Source organism: Pseudomonas sp. TE3786 (assembly GCF_054057335.1).
On sequence record NZ_JBSRZF010000010.1, the window covers coordinates 136,959 to 154,008 of the forward strand.

Consider the following 17,050-nt stretch of genomic DNA (forward strand, 5'->3'; position numbering starts at 1 on the left):
AGCGAGGTTTTCTTTTCAACCAAATGGGGCGTCATCTTTACGATTTTGCAGTCAGACTCCATAAGCGATTTTATGGAGAAAAATCTGTGGCCCTTAGCTCTCTGGATTACGTTGTCGATCAGATTCTTCTGCGCATCGATGGGCCGATTCATCTCGGTTTGCCCCTTGGCCTGGGTAAGCCCAATCGTCTGGTCAATGCCCTGTACCAACGGGTCAAGGCCGAGCCCCATCGCTCGCTGACCATCTACACCGCGCTGTCGCTCGGTCGTCCCCATGCCAGCAGCGACCTTGAAAAACGCCTGATGGCACCGTTTCTCCAGCGGGTTTTCGGCAACTACCCTGAGCTGGATTACCTCAAGGACCAGCGCCGCGGCGAGCTGCCAACCAATGTGCAGCTGCAGGAGTTTTACCTGCAGCCCGGCAGCCAACTGCATAACCCTAAGGCCCAGCAGGATTACGTCAGCCTCAACTACAGCCAGGTGGCGCGCGACCTCAATCGCAAGGGCGTCAACGTGGTAGCGCAGTTGGTGGCGGTCGATGCCAGCCGCCCGCAACACGTGAGCCTCAGCTGCAATACCGATATCACCCTGGACTTGTTGCCGCTGCTGCACGCGCGCAAGCAGGCAGGGGAAACCATTCTCTGCGTCGGCCAGGTGCATGCCGATCTGCCCTATATGCCCGGGGATGCCGAGCGTTCGCTGGCAGACTTCGATCTGCTGGTCGAGGCGGGTGAGCCGAGCACCTTGTTCTCCACGCCGAATATGCCGGTGGGCGTGGCCGACCATGCCATCGGCTTGTACGCCAGTAGCCTGGTGCGCGACGGCGGCACGCTACAGATTGGCATCGGCTCCATGGGCGATGCGGTAACCGCGGCCCTGCTTAATAGGCAGGGCAATAACGCCGGTTACCAGGCGCTGCTACACGACCTCAATGCGCCGCAATGGGCCTCTCTGATCGAGCGTTTCGGTGGTTTGCAGCCGTTTGCCCGCGGTCTCTATGGCTGTAGCGAAATGCTGGTGCCCGGCCTGCTAGCGCTGTTCGATGCCGGCATCGTGCGTCGCCCGGTATTTCCTGACGAGCGCCTGCAAGGGCTGGCCAATGCCGGCGTGCTGAATGATCAGGGGCAGGTGGATCTGCAGCTCTGGCGCGACACCGAGCCGGACCTGGAGCTGGATGCGCCGCTGATTGCCTGGCTACAGGCGCAGGGCCTGCTGGCCGGCGAGGTGAGCATTGAAGGGCAGAACCTGCGCTTTGCCAATGGCCAGATGATTGTTGCCGACCTGCACAACCCAGCGTGTGTGGCGGCGTTGCAGCCTTACCTGCAAACCAGCACGGCTGGCGTCTATATTCATGGCGGCTTTTTTCTCGGCCCGCAGGCGTTCTACCGGCGCTTGCAGCAGCTCAGTGCCGAGCGCCGGGCACGCATCGGCATGACTGGTATCAGCTATATCAATCGCCTGTACGGCCAGGAGGACCTCAAGCGCTTGCAGCGCAGCCAGGCGCGCTTTATCAACAGCGCGTTCTGCATCACCTTGCTGGGGGCCAGCGCGGCCGACCAGTTGGAAGATGGACGGGTGATCAGTGGCGTAGGCGGGCAGTATGACTTCTTCGCCCAGGCGCAGGAGCTGGACGATGCCCGGGCCATTCTGATGTTGCGCAGCTGGCGCGAGGCTGACGGCGAAGTGAGCTCCAATATCCGTTGGCAATACGCCCACACCACCATTCCCCGCCACCTTCGCGATATCGTCATCACCGAGTACGGCATCGCCGACTTGCGCGGCAAGAACGATGCGCAGGTTATTACCGCCTTGCTGCAGATTGCCGACTCGCGCTTTCAGGACGAACTGATCCAGCAGGCACAGGATGCCGGCAAGCTGGCGCAAGACTTTGTATTGGCCGAGGAGTACCGCAACAACAGCCCCGAGCGCCTGCAGGCCTGCTACGAGAAACACCGTCAGCTGTTTGCCGAATACCCGCTGGGCTGTGATTTCACCGATGAGGAACAGGACTTGCTGCGGGCGCTGCGCTGGTTGAAGAGCAAACTCAAGCTCAGCGAGATTCTCGATCTGGGCAAGGCGGCGCTGTTCTTGCAGCCGGAGCCGGGCGTGTTCGACGCGCACCTGGAGCGCCTGCAACTGGCGCAGCCGGAGGGGCTGAAGGAGCAGCTGTACCAGAAGCTGGTGTTGGCTGGTTTACAGGCGACAGCAGGCTAACGGAGATCCCTTGTGGGGGCGGCTTTAGCCGCGATGCTTTTGATCTGCAGAGCATCGCGGCTAAAGCCGCCCCTACAGGGCCGCGGGTGGCATGGGTTATTCGAGAAACTCGACCTTGCCGCCTTCCAGCGATTTGATCCGCGCCAGCGACTCGACCCAGTAGCCTTGCTGATCGAGCTCTTCGCGGCCTTTCTGGAAGGATTTTTCGATCACCACGCCAATACCGACAATGCTCGCGCCAGACTGCTTGATCAGGTCGATCAGGCCGTGGGCGGCACGGCCGTTGGCGAGGAAGTCGTCGATCAGCAGCACGCGGTCGCTGGGCAGCAAGTGCTTGGCGGAGACGGCGATGGTGCTTTCGGTCTGCTTGGTGAAGGAGAACACCTTGGACACCAGCAGGTTGTCGGTCAGGGTCAGCGACTGGTACTTGCGGGCGAAAATCACCGGCACGCCCAGTTCGAGGCCGGCCATGATCGAGGGAGCGATGCCAGAGGCCTCGATGGTGACGATCTTGGTGATGCCCTGATCCTTGAACAGTTCGGCAAAGGCCGAACCGATCTGCTGCATCAGACGCGGGTCGATCTGGTGGTTGAGAAAGGCATCGACCTTGAGCACCTGGTCGGACAGCACCACGCCTTCTTCGATAATCTTGTTTTTCAGCGCTTCCATCTCAGGGCTCTCATTTCAACTGTTGCTGGGTTTAGTAAAGGAATGGCGGGTGGGCAAGCGCGCCCGCTCACTTTTTCATCATGGCGCGGATATCGGCCAGGGCCGCATTGCCGCGCACTGCTTTGACTTCCACCGGGGTGTCTTCGAGGCCTTCCCAGGCCAGGTCTTCGGGTGGCAATTCATCGAGAAAACGGCTCGGTGAGCAGTCGATGATTTCGCCATATTGCTTGCGCTTGGCGGCGAAGGTGAAGGCCAGGGTCTGCCGGGCGCGGGTGATGCCCACATAGGCGAGGCGGCGTTCCTCTTCGATGGTGTCGGCTTCGATACTGGAGCGGTGGGGCAGAATTTCCTCTTCCATGCCGATGATGAACACGTAGGGAAACTCCAGGCCTTTGGAAGCGTGCAGGGTCAGCATCTGCACGCCGTCGGCACCTTCTTCCTCTTCCTGCTGGCGTTCCAGCATGTCGCGCAACACCAGCTTGCCGATGGCGTCTTCGATGGTCATGTCGCCATCTTCGTCGCGCTCGAGGGTGTTTTTCAGTGCCTCGATCAGGAACCAGACGTTGCCCATCCGCGCTTCGGCCACCTTGTCGCTGGAGGCGTTCTGGCGCAGCCAGTTCTCATAATCGATGTCCATCACCATGCTGCGCAGCACGGCAATCGGTTCGTTTTCCACACACTGCTGGCGGATCTTGTCCATCCAGCGTTTGAACCGTTGCAGGCGCTCGGTATAGCGGCTGTCCAGATGTTCGCCCAGGCCCATTTCATCGGCGGCGTTGTACATGGAAATCTTGCGCTCGGTGGCGTAGTTGCCGAGTTTTTCCAGGGTGGTGGAGCCGATTTCGCGGCGCGGTACGTTGATCACCCGCAGAAAGGCGTTGTCGTCGTCGGGGTTCACCAGCAGGCGGAAGTAGGCCATCAGATCCTTTACTTCCTGGCGGGCGAAGAAGCTGGTGCCGCCCGACAGGCGATAGGGAATCTGGTGGTGCTGCAGTTTCAGCTCCATCAGCTTGGCCTGGTAGTTGCCCCGGTAAAGAATCGCGAAGTCGCTGTAGGCACGGTCGGTGCGCAGGTGCAGGCTGAGGATTTCCATGGCCACCCGCTCACACTCAGCGTCTTCGTTTTTGCAACGGATTACGCGGATCTCATCGCCATGGCCCATCTCGCTCCACAGCTTCTTTTCGAAGGCGTGGGGGTTGTTGGCGATCAGTGTGTTGGCACATTTGAGAATGCGGCTGGTGGAGCGGTAGTTCTGCTCCAGCATCACCACCTTGAGCGAGGGGAAATCCTCTTTCAGCAGCATCAGGTTTTCCGGGCGGGCGCCGCGCCAGGCGTAGATCGACTGGTCGTCATCACCGACCACGGTGAACTGGTTGCGCTGGCCGACCAGCATTTTCACCAGCAGGTACTGGCTGGCGTTGGTGTCCTGGTATTCGTCCACCAGCAGGTAGCGCACCTTGTTCTGCCACTTTTCCAGAATGTCGGCGTGGTCCTGGAACAGCTTTACCGGCAGCAGAATCAGGTCGTCGAAGTCCACCGCGTTATACGCTTTGAGCGTGCGCTGGTAGTGCATATAGACGATGGCGGCGGTTTGCTCTTTGGGGTTGCGCGCGGCTTCCAGGGCCTCGGGCGGCAGGATCAGGTCGTTTTTCCACGAGCCGATATAGCCTTTGATCTCATCGATACCGTCGTCGCCCGAGTATTCCTTCTGCATGATGTCGCTGAGCAGGGCCTTGATATCGCCGTCGTCGAAGATCGAGAAACCGGGCTTATAGCCCAGGCGCGCATATTCCTTGCGGATGATGTTCATGCCCAGGTTGTGGAAGGTGCATACGGTCAGGCCACGGCCTTCGACACCTTTGAGCAGGGTGCCGACGCGCTCTTTCATTTCCCGCGCGGCCTTGTTGGTAAAGGTCATCGCCACGATGTGCTGGGCGCGGATGCCACACTGCTGCACCAAGTGGGCAATCTTGCGGGTGATCACGCTGGTTTTGCCGGAGCCGGCGCCAGCGAGCACCAATAGTGGGCCGCCGACGTAGTTCACGGCTTCTTGCTGCCGGGGATTGAGTCGGGACATCGTCGTGTATCAAAAGAAGTGGGCGCGCATTTTAGCAGGCCTGATGCAGAATGCCGTAACCGTCTGGATACTGTGACGTACCCCTTGTTGGCTGCGTGATGGTCTTGGTTATTTCAGACAATGCAGTACGCTAGTGCAGCATCAGCGGGGGCTGATGGGGAAAAACATCGCACAGGATGTGCGCAAGAGACGCCGATTACGGCGCGAAAGGGCGGTAGAACCGCCGTGTGCAATGCTTTGGGGGAAGTCGCTTGTCTGCGCGTGTGGAAACCTTGCGTATAGTCCTGCTGGCCGAAACGCCGGAGTGGGCCGTGGTATTGCGTGAGCATCTGGCCGCGTTGGGCAGCTCGTCGGCGTTGATTACCGCGCCATCCTGGACGGCCGCCAGTGGCCTGTTCGATGACCAGACCCCCGGCCTGCTCCTCACCACCGTGCACATGCAGCCTGAACCTGGCAGCTGCCCATTGCCCACCGTACTGTTGCTGGAGCAGGAGCCGCAGGAACCCCCGGTTGGCGTCAGCGACTGGCTGGTGCGTGGCGACTTGAATGCCGATATGTTGCGCCGCTGCCTGCGTTACGTGCGTGAGCACGGCGTACTGAAAGACACCCTGCAGCGTCTGGCCGAGCAAGACCCGCTGACCGGCATCGCCAACCGCCAGGGTTTCCAGACCCTGCTGACCGCCCGGCTCGCCGAATTCAAAGGCCGTGGTCTGGCTCTCGGGCACCTCGATCTGGATAACTTCCGCCATGCCAACGACGCCCTCGGCCACCAGGCGGGTGACCGTCTGATTCTGCAGGTGGTGGCGCGTTTGAAGGGGCAGTTGTCGGTCGACGACCACCTGGCCCGCCTGGGCAGCGATGAATTCGCCCTGCTCCTGGATATCCGCCGCGACCCCGAGCGCGCCGAGCGCATCGCCGAGCGCATTACCGAAGCACTGTCCGAGCCCTACTGGGTGGACGGCGAAAGTCTGTTGATTGGCTGCAGCCTGGGGCTGGCCCATGCCCGCGTCGATGCCGGTGCCGACCCCTTGATGTGGCACGCTCATATCGCCATGCAGCAGGCCAAGACTCGCCAGGGCTGCACCTTTCATGTGTTCGACGAGCGCATCAACCGTAACGCCCGCAGCCTCGCCGATCTGGAAAGCGAGCTGCGCCGTGCCTTGCGTCGGGATGAGCTGGAGCTGCATTACCAGCCGCGCCTGTGCCTGAAAACCGGGCATATCCTCGGGCTGGAAGCGCTGGTGCGCTGGCGGCATACCGAACGTGGCCTGCTGGCACCGAATGAATTTGTACCCCTGGCCGAGGAAAGCGGGCTGATCGTGCCGCTGGGCTACTGGGTGATTTCCCGCGCCCTGCGCGATATGCAGTGGCTGCGCGGTCGTGGCCTGCCGGCCCTGCATATGGCGGTGAACCTGTCGTTCCGCCAATTCCAGGACAGCCAGTTGCTGCCGACGCTCGGGCGGTTGATCGACGAGCGTGGTGTGGATGCCCAGTGGCTGGAGTTCGAACTGACCGAAACCGCCGTGATGCGCCGCAGCGAGCATGTGCAGCAGACCATGAAAGCCCTGGGCAAGCTGGGCGTGCGCTTTTCCCTGGACGACTTCGGTACCGGTTTTTCCTCGTTCGTGCACCTGAACAACCTGCCCATCACCATGCTGAAGATCGACAAGAGCTTTGTCGGCGGCATGGACAATCGCCCGGAAAATCGCCAGTTGGTGCGGGCGATGATCAACCTGGCACACAACCTGGAGCTGGCGGTGGTCGCCGAAGGGGTGGAAAACGCCGAGCAGCTGGCGCTGCTGCGCCAGTTCGGCTGCGACCAGGTGCAGGGTTACCTGGTCAGCAAGCCTCTGCCGCTGGCCGAGCTGGCGCGCTTTCTGGTGTTCGGCAGTCGTCAGGCGATGTTGTCGAGTCCGCTGCCGGTCTGAGTTTTAGCAAGCGCGCGGTCTTCCACTCAAAACCCAGGGTCAGCCCCAGGGCCGCGCAGGCCAAGCCTGCCGCCAGTCCCCACCACACGCCCTGGGCACCCCAGCCGAGATGAAAGGCCAACCCCCAGGCCGCTGGCGCCCCCACCAGCCAGTAGCAGACGATGCCCACGAAGAAGGTGGTTTTCCCATCCTTGAGGCCGCGAATGGCACCCATGGCTATCGTCTGGATGCCGTCGAACAGCTCGAACAGCGCCGCGATGGCCAGCAGGCTGACGGCCAGGGCGATGACATCGGCGAAGGCCGGGTCGTTGGCATCGAGGAACAGATCGACCACCGCTTCAGGCACCAGCCAGAACAGCAGGGCAAAGCCCAACATGCACAGACCGCCCACGGCGATACCTAACCGTCCGGCGCGTCGTGCGTCTTCCAGGCACCCCGCGCCAAAGTGCTGACCGATGCGGAAGGTCACCGCATAGGAAATGCCCACCGGCACCATAAAGGCGACGTACACCGATTGCAGGGCGATCTGGTGCGCCGCCAACTGCGTGCTGCCCAGAGCGCCCATACACAATGCGGCAAAGGCGAACAATCCGGACTCCACCGCATAGGTGCCGCCAATGGGCAGACCCAGGCGCAGCAGATCGACCATGGCGGCGCGCTCGGGGCGCAGCAGGCCCCGCAGTAGCGGGTAGCGGTGGTAGGCCGGGTGGCGCAGCACATGCAGCAACAGCAAGAGCGCCATCAGACTGCTGACAATCGCCGTTACCAGGCCGATACCCGCCAGGCCCAGATGGGGCAAGCCGAACAAGCCTTTGATCAGCGCGTAGTTGAGCGCCAGGTTGGCAACCGCGCCGCCGATGCTGATGGCCATCACCGGGCCGACACGGCCGATGGCGCTGGTAAAGCCACGCAGGGCCATAAAGGTCATATAGCCGGGCAGGGCAAATACCAGGGTGGAAAGGAACTGGCCGGCACCGTGCACGCTGTCCGGGCTTTGGCCGAACAGCAACAGAATCGGTTCGAGATTCCACAGCAACACACCTGCTGCCAGCGCCAGGCCGCCGCCTAGCCACAGGCCGTTCTGAGTGATCTGCAGCACGCCATGCGGGTCACCACCGCCATGCCGGATCGCCACCAGATTGCCGACCGCGGCGATAACCCCAACGCAGAAGATCGACACAAACGAATAGCTCGCCGCGCCCAGGCCCCCGCCGGCCAGAGCGGCCGGGCCGAGCAGGCCCATCATCACGGTGTCGGTGAACACCATCATCACGTGCGCCAGTTGCGCCGCAATCAAGGGGCCGGCCAGGCGCAGGATGGCTTTCAGTTCGGCGCGGGTTGCAGTTGGCATAATGAGTCTGGCTCAAGAAATAGAATTGCCAGGCACCACCGCCCGGGCTTTGAGTGTCGCCATTCTCTGGCCCTTACTGGCTAGGCACAAAAGGATAAAAACGATGTCAGGCATGATTTAAACTCATGCTTCTGTGATCAGGAGCCCCGTCCATGCCCCAGCGTCTTCCCGGTTTATACGCCTTGCGCGCCTTCGAGGCGGCGGCCCGCTATGCCTCCTTTACCCAGGCGGCGCAGGAATTGGCCATCACCCAGAGTGCGGTGAGCCGGCATATCCGCACCCTGGAGGAACACTTCGGCTGCCGCCTGTTCCAGCGCTCCGGCCGATCTCTGCAGCTCACCGAAGCGGCGCGCATGCTCTTGCCGGGCATCAGCGATGGCTTTGCCGCCCTGGAGCGTGCCTGCGGCACCTTGAGTTCAGATGACGGCACCCTGCGCCTGAAAGCACCATCCACCCTGACCATGCGCTGGCTATTGGCCCGGCTGTCGCGCTTTCGGCTGTTGGACGATGGCATGGAAGTGCAGCTCACCAGCGCCTGGATGGACGTGGATCGGGTCGACTTCCAACACGAGCCCTTCGATTGCGCCGTGCTGCTGGGCAAGGGCGGCTTTCCTGAGGACTGGGAGTGCGTCGAGCTGTTTGCCGAATGGCTGATTCCGGTCTGTGCGCCTGAGGCAGTGCAGCAGGGGCCCTGGAGCCTGGAGCAACTGCAACAGGCCGAACTGCTGCACCCCACTCCTGACCGCCGCGACTGGCGGCGCTGGTTGCAGGCCACCGGCCTGACCGAGGCCATCGCGCTTAAAGGTGGCCAGGTGTTCGACACCCTGGAGTTGGGCATGGTGGCGGCGGCGCGCGGTTACGGGGTATCGATTGGCGACCTGGTGATGATTGCCGAAGACGTTGCCCACGGCCGTCTGGGTCTGCCCTGGCCAAGTGCGGTGGCCAGCGGCGACAGCTATTACCTGGTCTGGCCAAAGGCGCGGCGGGGGCAGGCGCGCTATCTCAGGCTGCGAGATTACCTGCTGAGCGAGGTCGCCGCGATGACGTTGCCAGACGTCGTACATCTTCGGTAACGTCTTTGTGTTCTATTTCCGACAGAGTACTGGCTAAATGCCGCGTTTTAATTGACGCACGAATTTACTCAAGTATTCTGCGCGCCCCGCCGAACACCTATTCAGCAGGCTGCCCTTCACAAGCGGGCGGCCTTATTTCTGCTTGTATAAGGAAAGCGGCCCTACCCACAGCCGTATTACCCCCCACGGAGATGTAAATGTCCCAGCCACGTTCCCGCATCGCTTGGCAGTTAGCGTCCGCACTGGCCGTCATCCTGGTGTTGTTGATTGGTCTGAGCACTCTCTTCGCGTTGCGCTCGCTGAGCGACGCCACCTTGACCACCCGCGAAGAGCATCTGGGTAGCGAAGCGCGTCTGCTGGCGGACCAGTTGAGCACCTTCCATGACAGCCTGCGGGAAAGCACCCAGCGTCTGGCGGGGTTGTTCGAGCAGCGCTTTCGCGATGGCCTGAATGTGCACGCTGATGAACGTGTAGCGGTGGGGGCCCTGCAAACGCCGGCGTTGTATCTGGGGGATACGCGCCTGAACAATGAATTCAAGGAGGTCGATGAGTTCCGCCACCTGACCGCTGGTGTGGCTACCGTATTTGTCCGTGATGGTGATGAGTTCATTCGCGTTACCACCTCGCTGACCAAACAGGATGGCAGCCGCGCCATCGGCACTGTGCTGGACCATGCGCATCCGGCTTACCAGCGCTTGTTGGGTGGGCAGAACTACGTGGGCCGGGCCTTGCTGTTTGACCGTTTCTACATGACTCAGTACACGCCGGTGACCGATCCTTCTGGGCGCGTGATCGCCGTGCTGTTCGTCGGTTTCGATTACACCGACGCGCAGAACGCTCAGTTCGATAACCTCAAGCGCTTCCGCATTGGTTCCACTGGTTCGCTGGCCCTGCTTGATGAGCAAAAGCATTGGCTGGTGGCACCGGCGGGTGCCAAGCAGCCGGAGAAGGTCGTCGATGGTGTGACCGCGTTGGCCGCCAAACCAGGGCATGGTGAGTTCTGGGACGATGGCGAGCAGTCGTTTTATAGCGTGGCCATGCCTTTTGCAGGTGGCCCCTGGACTGTGCTGGCAAGCATGCCCAAGGCGGAAATCCAGGCGGTGACCTGGCATGTTGGCAGTCAGTTGGCCATCGGCAGTTTGATTACCCTGCTGCTCGCGGTTGGCGCGGTGATCTGGTTGCTGCGCCGCAAGTTGCGCCCATTGGGTGATCTGGTGGAGCAGGCGCAAGCACTCGGCAACGGCGACCTCAGCGTGCGCCTGAATATCACCAGCCACGACGAGATTGGCGAACTGGCCCGCAGCTTCAACCAGATGGGTGAGGCACTGTCGACCATGGTGTCGCGTATTCGTGGGGCCGCCGAGAACGTCAGCAGCCGTGCCCAGGCGCTGGCCGGGTTGTCGTCCGGTGCCTACGAGGGTATCGAGCAGCAGTCCGGGGAGATCAGCAGCATGGCTGGCGCGGTGGAAGAGTTCAGCGCCACCTCGCTGAATATCGCCGACAACATGCGCCACACGGAACGCTTGGCCAACGAAAACTCCCAGCAAACCCGCATTGGACGTACCTCCATGGAGGAGGCCTCGGCTGCGCTTGAGCAGATTTCCAGCTCGCTCAATGGCACGGCGGATGTGATCAATACCCTGGGGCAGCGCTCGCAGGAAATCGGCGGCATCGTCAGCGTGATCACCTCCATCGCCGACCAGACCAACTTGCTGGCGCTTAACGCGGCCATCGAAGCGGCGCGTGCCGGTGAGCAAGGCCGCGGTTTTGCCGTGGTGGCCGATGAGGTGCGCAGCCTGGCCGGCCGCACTCGCGATGCAACCAACGAAATCTCCGCCATGATCCAGAGCATTCAAGGCGAAACCAGCAGTGCCATTGCCACCATGGAGCAAGGCAAGCTGCAGATGCAGGATGGCCTGCAGCGCAACGCCAAGGTGGCCCAGGCATTGACCCAGATCGCTGAGCAAAGCCAGGCCGCTGGCGAGCAGTTCGCGGCTATCACCACTGCCACTGGTGAGCAGAGCAGCACCGCAACCATGCTCAGCAGCAATCTGCAGAGCATCGCCCTGGCCAACAGCGAGCAGCATGAAGTGATCACCAACCTGGCAGAAACCGCCAAGGAACTGGACAAGCTGGCGGCTGATCTGCGTGCCGAGGTAGGTCGCTTTCAATAGTGCCGTTGAGGGCTGGCGCAACGCCGGCCTTGGTCATCGGTGAGAAAGAAAATCCCCGGCGCTGACCGGGGATTTTTTTAGGCGGCGGTAATCACCAGGCAGCCCTGGATGATCCGCACCCTGATGGTGTCATTCACCTCGAACCCGGCCTGTTGCAGCCATTGCCCCTTCAATTGAATCCAGGGAATTTGCTTGGGTTGTGCATAGACGCTATCGCGCTTGCCTGGGCGGGCGTAGTCGGCGGCCACTTTCAGGTGGCGTTCGGTAAACGCTGGGGCTAACGAAGCTTCGTGAATGGTCATGGTCGATTCCTCTGTAACTGCTGGGGTGAATTGGGCCTTTTGGCCCTGCAGCTGCAGTGTGCGCGGCCAGGCACTGTATATCCATCCATGCTTGTCTGGCGTTGGCGCAGCAACGCCTGAAATGCGCATTGAGAAATCCCACAGCGTGCCCTTAGTCCTGAGGGGAGCCCCGATACTGCAGGGCTTCGGCCAGATGGATGCGCTGGATGGCGCTGCTGTATTCAAGATCGGCCAGGGTGCGGGCGACCTTCAGAATCCGGTGGGCGGCGCGCAATGACAGGGCCAGACGCTCACAGGCCGTTTCCAGCCAAGACTGATCCTCAGGTAGTAACCCGCAGTGCTCGCGCAAGCCGGGTAAATCGAGGAAGGCATTGGCCATGCCCTGGCGCTGCACCTGCAGGGACCTGGCCGCTGCTACTTGCGCCGCGGCGGTCGCGCTGTTGGTGCCGCTGGGTGGGGCATGCAGAACGGTGGTTTCCCGGGCGACGGTCACATGCAGGTCGATGCGGTCCAGCAACGGGCCGGACAACTTGCTCCGGTAGCGTTGCAGCTGCTCGGTGCTGCAGCGGCAACGGCCACTGGGATCGCCCAGGTAGCCACAGGGACAGGGGTTCATGGCCGCCACCAGTTGGAAACGGGCGGGAAAATGCACTTTGTCTTTCGCCCGAGCAATGACGATCTGGCCGCTTTCCAGCGGCTCACGCAGCACCTCCAGCACGCGGCGGTCGAATTCCGGCAATTCATCCAGGAACAACACGCCGTGGTGCGCCAGGGTGATCTCGCCAGGTTGCGGACGACTGCCGCTGAGACATCTTGCAATTAGTGAGAAAGAACTACGCTGTAGCCCGCATTCCTTCGTTTTTTGAAGGATCAATTGATGCGACGGAATCCTAGCAATAGCTGCGACTGACCGAAGTTCTTATGGAAATAGCTGAGACTGGCTTTTCGCATGTCCCTCAAATGGGTCGAATAGGCCACTTGAAGCCGCAGTCCGCTGGGTAGCATTCATGGCAGTTCAACGCCAAAAGGTGCTCTATGACTGTAGCCAACGTAGGTAGTCGGGCCTTTACTCAGACCCGCAAAATCAAACCCACTCGCCGGAGTCTCTCTGGGAACTTCTCGTTTCGAGGAAAGGGAGTAGTGTTCGAGTCCGCGCTCGAGCGCGACTTCATTCAAGGGTGGGATCTGTCGCCTGAGGTCCTGGATCTGGTTGCTCAACCAGTTCAAATTCCCTTCGTTGCCCACAATGGGCGCTCCTACACCTACACCCCTGATTTCCTGATTCAGTTTGACGAACGTTTCGGTCTGAAACCGATGCTCGTGGAAGTGAAGATGCGTGAGCAATGGAAGGAAAACTGGCGCGAGTGGTTCCCTAAGTGGAAAGCAGCCCGTCGATTTGCCCAGAGCCAGGGATGGAGTTTCCATGTCTTCGACGAAAATAGAATTCGCGGCAACCGCCTGAGAAATGTTCAGTTCCTGGATCGTTTTTTGGACATGGAGTTCGACCCGATTGCCAGCGATGCGGTTATCCACACCGTCTCACTCATGGGAGCAGCTCCGTTTCAGTACGTCCTCGCAAAACACTTCACTGGTGATGAAGAGATCGGGCGCTCGCACATCCTGCATCTGCTAGCTACTCGCAAACTCCGTTGCAATCTGGAGGACGCGCTCGATGAGAGCACCATCCTGGGGGGCTTCCATGAGCGCTATTAAGGGTGAAGGCCATATTCTGAATCGCCAAGAGCTTCAGATTGAAATTGGACGATTCGTCGAGTATCGAAAATCGATCTACAAGATTGCTGAGATGCTGGATTTCAGCTCCGTCATGGGCATTGAGGTAGAAAGCGGCCGAGGAGCGGTGCTTGCGATTGCTGAGCTCACCGTTGTCGGAAAACCGGGGTCTGAAGAAGCTTTCGCGCACTACGACATCGAAGATATTGCTGATGAGGGGTGGGCGCAGGCGCAGCGTCGGTATGCCGCGATTGCTCCTCTGCTTCAGAAGGACCTGTACGTTAAAGGAGCCGTGGAATCGCGGGCAGCTGAAACGGGCAATAGCGCCGCTACCTTATATCGATGGATATCCCGATACACCGAGAATGGTGGGTTTCTGGCATTGCTGCCTGGAAAACGGGGGTGGTCTAAAGGCAACGCGCGTATCACTGACGATGTTGAAGACATCATCCATAACTGCATCGTGTCGACTTGCCTATGAAGAATTTCGGCAGCAGCCAGCCAGGGTCGGCCGACTTCTCGAGATTCAGCAGCTGCATAACTCACTTCGAGTCACCCTGGCCCTAGACCCAAACGTTGCGCCAATTCAACAAGCTAGCTTGGGCGCTATTTATTCTGAGCTTGATATCAATACGAGACGTTTTGAACACGGCCGTACCCATTGGGCGATCAAGGACGTGGATCTGATCGATGTTCTTACTAGGCATAATCTGTCCGGTGGTACTCGGCTGCTGCAACAGACAAGGCCGCCGAAAGTATTTATTTCCTACTCGTGGGACTCTCCCGAGCATCGGCAATGGATAGCTGAGCTCGCCGGAATTCTGCGATCCAATGGGATAGATGCGATTCTTGACCAGTGGCATGTCCGAGGCGGTGAAGACCTCGCAAGTTTCATGGAGCGGTCTATTCGTGAGGCCGACCGAGTGCTGGTGATCTGTACGGAAGAATACTATCAGCGAGCTGTTGAGCGTCGGGGCGGCGTGGGATACGAGCACACGATGGTTACAGGGGAGTTGATGCGAAATGTGGGGACAACGAAATTCGTCCCGATAGCTCGTCAGTCAGGAAATCACGCTCAGATCCCGCCAGAATTAGGCATGCGTCTGTATTTCAATCTACAGCCCGGAGCGAACTACGCCAGTCAACTAGATGCCCTGATCAGAGATTTGCACGACGTCCAAATCCCGATCCCGCCGCTCGGACAAAACCCGTTCCTTCGCGCTTAACGAAGAAGCCTGTAAAGCAAGCTTTCCAACGCTTACAAGGACTGGCTTTGAGGCCGAATGGGGCATCAGGGGACCTGCATGCGGTCTCCGATTTTCAGAAGTTTGCCGGCGCCCAATTACGATCTTCTGAAAGCGTTCTCTATTTTTTTTCGGCACGCTCCCAGTGCTCGACTAGCTCGTCGACACGATCCCGGAGCTGAGGGGTTTTGCTGAGAACCAGGCATCGTGCAGATCCAACGTACTCTTCGATCAAATAAAGAGAGTCGCCAACATCTACTCCTAGTTCCTGCAGCGTTTCATCCGGGATGCGGATGGCGCCATCGCCGCTCCAGTCTTCAATTTTCACCCGCTTCGGGTTCATTGCTGCGCTCCTAATACTTGCTTCCAGATTTCGCTACGTAAGGCCAGCGACATACTGCGTTTTGGGGGGACTCAGCTCTACAAAGACCGCCTCTGGGCGGTTTTTCTATGCGCTCACGTAGCAAAGCTTGATGCATCCACGCTTCAAGAGCGCTACGCGTTTGCTCTGTGATTTCAAATTGAACTGGCCGCTGCGTTTTCTGCTGCATCACGATTGCACGTGATGACACATGCTCCCCATGTGCGACGTCGCGAACCCGAAGCTTTGTAAGGTCACATGCTCTCAACTTGCTATCGATTGCTAGATTCAGAAGGGCCAGGTCTCGGGTTTTCTCCGCGAGCGGAAGTCGTACGCGAATGGCCCAGATGTCTCGAACTCGAAGCGGCGCTTTTTGCCCAACAAGCTTTCCTTTGTTCCGCGGTGTATGACTGTTCATAGCGATTTCGTTCATGGCTTTGTCCTCCATGTTGAGGAGAAACCATGGTGGATCAGTCAGAACTGGTGGTCGCTATGCGAGCAGGAGCAGACCGTGGCAATAAAACGCTTACCCTGTTCCGTACAGGCCGAAGCCTTACAAAACTCAACCCTTACCAAAGGGGAGTACGATGCGTCGCCATAGGCTTGGACGAGGCGTTGCTGTTACCTTCCGAAAGACTTCAAGTACGGCATCGGCTCCACGTTCGAGATCCTTGAGACTCCGTCGATTCTTATCCATCTCACGTATTACCAGCAGCGCCAGTTTCTTCTCGGTATCAGATAGGTCGCCCATTTTGGTCCATCCTTTTCACTCACTAGGTGCAACAACGTTATCAGCCAATGGCGTATTCCGCCTGTAGGGGAATTCTGATTTTACCTCCGCAACTCCAATACGCCGCTGACGGCCAAAAGCGGGCGTTTGGAGTGGCTCTCTGGAGCTTGCATGATGATCGTTACGAATCTCGGTCTGCTCGCTTAAACCAGCGAATGGCAATCTGAATCGCTCTAGCATTTGCTGCGTCTTGGTCCTCGAAAGGGCCAGGTGCTTCGCCTGCGATAGTGTCAAAACTACCCTCAGTTGCCATTTCAACCAGTACGCGAATCCGCGAGATCTTGTTGATTGTTAGATCTGCCCAGGCGTAAACGACAAGGAACATTTGCCCATTTTCAGCGGTGAGAAAATGATGGTGCGGACGTCCTGACATAGAGGGCGTAGCTAGGAGGCTTTCCGGACCTTCCTCTGGCGAAAAATGGGTTCTGCCGTCGCCGAATCTGCGTCTGCTTAGTGATGAGTCTGATGGGGCTCTACTGAAAGGGAAAAGCATGCGTTGGAGCAGTTGTTTCATTCGATTGGGACGTTCCTGAGCGGTGACCTTGCGGAACACATTTAGCACCTCTTGAGCGCCTTTCTGCAGATCCTGAATGCTACGTTGATTCTTCTCCATCTCGCGAATGACGAGCAGCGCCAATTGCTTCTCTGTGTCCGATAGCTGGCCCATTCTCTTCACCTGTTTTGATCTGGATACATGGACGTTAGCAGGAGACTGCATCGCTGGTTGCTAGTACCGAAATCCTACCTAGGCCGCTTGAGATGCTGCTCGTTTACTTCGCAGCAGAGCAGCGGCTGCGAGCGATGTGTCCATGCACCTGAGTGGTACTCACAGACCTCCACATTCTCTGCGCTTTGGAGATCGACTCGTGATCAATGAGCTGAAACCCTGGGCTCGATAGATAGGTACTCATCTAGAAGCGCCACAGTCTGGAGCAAGCTGGTACGCAGCGCTGGGAGAGATAGCGCAACCACGACCTCTGGCCGTTGAGCGAGATGTAGGAACATCTGCAGAACTTTCTCTGAGTGAGAGGCGAGCATGATGAGGTGATATCCGCTTGGGCCATGCGTTCCAGCTAGCCAATTCTTCGTCGTCCGCTCATTTGCATCTGTCCATCTCTGTAGCGTCTTCAAAGCACA

The 17,050-nt window shown here is 59.4% G+C and carries 13 protein-coding genes and 3 pseudogenes; 8 read left to right on the forward strand and 8 right to left on the reverse strand.

Going from position 1 to position 17,050, the window contains the following annotated elements:
* Positions 1-86 precede the first annotated feature (86 nt).
* Positions 87-2,213 carry an acetyl-CoA hydrolase/transferase C-terminal domain-containing protein gene (locus ACVW0Y_RS13330; protein WP_457438807.1) on the forward strand — a complete coding sequence of 709 codons (2,127 nt, stop codon included), beginning with the start codon at positions 87-89 and terminating at the stop codon, positions 2,211-2,213.
* 96 nt (positions 2,214-2,309) lie between these two features.
* Here ACVW0Y_RS13330 and ACVW0Y_RS13335 read toward each other — a convergent pair whose 3' ends face one another.
* Positions 2,310-2,882, reverse strand: a complete 573-nt coding sequence (locus ACVW0Y_RS13335; RefSeq protein ID WP_457438808.1) for a xanthine phosphoribosyltransferase — start codon at positions 2,880-2,882, stop codon at positions 2,310-2,312.
* Positions 2,883-2,949: 67 nt separating this feature from the next.
* Positions 2,950-4,959: a DNA helicase Rep gene (gene rep, locus ACVW0Y_RS13340; RefSeq protein ID WP_457438809.1), complete on the reverse strand. Its 2,010-nt coding sequence runs from the start codon at positions 4,957-4,959 to the stop codon at positions 2,950-2,952.
* A gap of 251 nt (positions 4,960-5,210) precedes the next feature.
* Between rep and ACVW0Y_RS13345 the strand changes: the two genes are divergently transcribed.
* Positions 5,211-6,887 (forward strand): putative bifunctional diguanylate cyclase/phosphodiesterase, encoded by a 1,677-nt coding sequence (locus ACVW0Y_RS13345; protein WP_457438810.1) that lies wholly within the window; start codon positions 5,211-5,213, stop codon positions 6,885-6,887.
* On the opposite strand, the gene ACVW0Y_RS13350 is transcribed toward ACVW0Y_RS13345, so the two are convergent.
* Complete coding sequence (locus ACVW0Y_RS13350; RefSeq protein WP_457438811.1) at positions 6,799-8,238, reverse strand: NorM family multidrug efflux MATE transporter; 1,440 nt, start codon at positions 8,236-8,238, stop codon at positions 6,799-6,801. The two genes, ACVW0Y_RS13345 and ACVW0Y_RS13350, sit on opposite strands and share 89 nt — an antisense overlap.
* 152 nt (positions 8,239-8,390) lie before the next feature.
* Here ACVW0Y_RS13350 and ACVW0Y_RS13355 point away from each other — a divergent pair, with 152 nt between their 5' ends.
* The 3 genes and pseudogenes from ACVW0Y_RS13355 to ACVW0Y_RS13365 all read left to right on the forward strand — a co-directional run bounded on the left by ACVW0Y_RS13355 (position 8,391) and on the right by ACVW0Y_RS13365 (position 11,485).
* Positions 8,391-9,311, forward strand: coding sequence for a LysR substrate-binding domain-containing protein (locus ACVW0Y_RS13355; protein WP_457438812.1), 921 nt, complete (start codon positions 8,391-8,393; stop codon positions 9,309-9,311).
* Positions 9,312-9,508: 197 nt separating this feature from the next.
* Positions 9,509-10,630, forward strand: a pseudogene (locus ACVW0Y_RS13360) (Cache 3/Cache 2 fusion domain-containing protein); the annotation flags it as partial.
* Positions 10,631-10,762: 132 nt separating this feature from the next.
* Positions 10,763-11,485, forward strand: coding sequence for a methyl-accepting chemotaxis protein (locus tag ACVW0Y_RS13365; protein ID WP_457438835.1), 723 nt, complete (start codon positions 10,763-10,765; stop codon positions 11,483-11,485).
* A gap of 77 nt (positions 11,486-11,562) precedes the next feature.
* Here the strand turns inward: ACVW0Y_RS13365 and ACVW0Y_RS13370 are convergent, their stop codons facing one another.
* A complete protein-coding gene (locus tag ACVW0Y_RS13370) occupies positions 11,563-11,787 on the reverse strand; it encodes a SymE family type I addiction module toxin (protein ID WP_457438813.1) in 225 nt (74 codons plus the stop codon).
* A gap of 151 nt (positions 11,788-11,938) precedes the next feature.
* A pseudogene (locus ACVW0Y_RS13375) lies at positions 11,939-12,706 on the reverse strand (ATP-binding protein); the annotation flags it as partial.
* A gap of 221 nt (positions 12,707-12,927) precedes the next feature.
* Here ACVW0Y_RS13375 and ACVW0Y_RS13380 point away from each other — a divergent pair.
* The 3 genes from ACVW0Y_RS13380 to ACVW0Y_RS13390 all read left to right on the forward strand — a co-directional run bounded on the left by ACVW0Y_RS13380 (position 12,928) and on the right by ACVW0Y_RS13390 (position 14,744).
* Positions 12,928-13,500 carry a TnsA endonuclease N-terminal domain-containing protein gene (locus ACVW0Y_RS13380; protein WP_457438814.1) on the forward strand — a complete coding sequence of 191 codons (573 nt, stop codon included), beginning with the start codon at positions 12,928-12,930 and terminating at the stop codon, positions 13,498-13,500.
* Complete coding sequence (locus ACVW0Y_RS13385) at positions 13,487-13,999, forward strand: hypothetical protein (protein ID WP_457438815.1); 513 nt, start codon at positions 13,487-13,489, stop codon at positions 13,997-13,999. Before ACVW0Y_RS13380 ends, ACVW0Y_RS13385 begins: the two co-directional genes overlap by 14 nt.
* Before the next feature lie 118 nt (positions 14,000-14,117).
* On the forward strand, positions 14,118-14,744 hold the full coding sequence (locus ACVW0Y_RS13390) for a toll/interleukin-1 receptor domain-containing protein (RefSeq protein ID WP_457438816.1): 627 nt from the start codon (positions 14,118-14,120) through the stop codon (positions 14,742-14,744).
* Between the two features lie 139 nt (positions 14,745-14,883).
* Here the strand turns inward: ACVW0Y_RS13390 and ACVW0Y_RS13395 are convergent, their stop codons facing one another.
* The 3 genes and pseudogenes from ACVW0Y_RS13395 to ACVW0Y_RS13405 form a co-directional block, all read right to left on the reverse strand.
* Positions 14,884-15,105: an AbrB/MazE/SpoVT family DNA-binding domain-containing protein gene (locus tag ACVW0Y_RS13395; RefSeq protein ID WP_457438817.1), complete on the reverse strand. Its 222-nt coding sequence runs from the start codon at positions 15,103-15,105 to the stop codon at positions 14,884-14,886.
* A gap of 115 nt (positions 15,106-15,220) precedes the next feature.
* Positions 15,221-15,556, reverse strand: a pseudogene (locus tag ACVW0Y_RS13400) (integrase); the annotation flags it as partial.
* A gap of 478 nt (positions 15,557-16,034) precedes the next feature.
* Positions 16,035-16,580, reverse strand: a complete 546-nt coding sequence (locus ACVW0Y_RS13405; protein ID WP_457438818.1) for a hypothetical protein — start codon at positions 16,578-16,580, stop codon at positions 16,035-16,037.
* Positions 16,581-17,050: the final 470 nt, after the last annotated feature.

Bases quoted from the DNA above. Each gene is read 5' to 3' on its own strand.
- ACVW0Y_RS13335 (WP_457438808.1), bottom strand. From the start codon at position 2,882: ATGGAAGCGCTGAAAAACAAGATTATCGAAGAAGGCGTGGTGCTGTCC.
- rep (WP_457438809.1), bottom strand. From the start codon at position 4,959: ATGTCCCGACTCAATCCCCGGCAGCAAGAAGCCGTGAACTACGTCGGC.
- ACVW0Y_RS13350 (WP_457438811.1), bottom strand. From the start codon at position 8,238: ATGCCAACTGCAACCCGCGCCGAACTGAAAGCCATCCTGCGCCTGGCC.
- ACVW0Y_RS13355 (WP_457438812.1), top strand. From the start codon at position 8,391: ATGCCCCAGCGTCTTCCCGGTTTATACGCCTTGCGCGCCTTCGAGGCG.
- ACVW0Y_RS13365 (WP_457438835.1), top strand. From the start codon at position 10,763: ATGGCTGGCGCGGTGGAAGAGTTCAGCGCCACCTCGCTGAATATCGCC.
- ACVW0Y_RS13370 (WP_457438813.1), bottom strand. From the start codon at position 11,787: ATGACCATTCACGAAGCTTCGTTAGCCCCAGCGTTTACCGAACGCCAC.
- ACVW0Y_RS13385 (WP_457438815.1), top strand. From the start codon at position 13,487: ATGAGCGCTATTAAGGGTGAAGGCCATATTCTGAATCGCCAAGAGCTT.
- ACVW0Y_RS13395 (WP_457438817.1), bottom strand. From the start codon at position 15,105: ATGAACCCGAAGCGGGTGAAAATTGAAGACTGGAGCGGCGATGGCGCC.
- ACVW0Y_RS13405 (WP_457438818.1), bottom strand. From the start codon at position 16,580: ATGGGCCAGCTATCGGACACAGAGAAGCAATTGGCGCTGCTCGTCATT.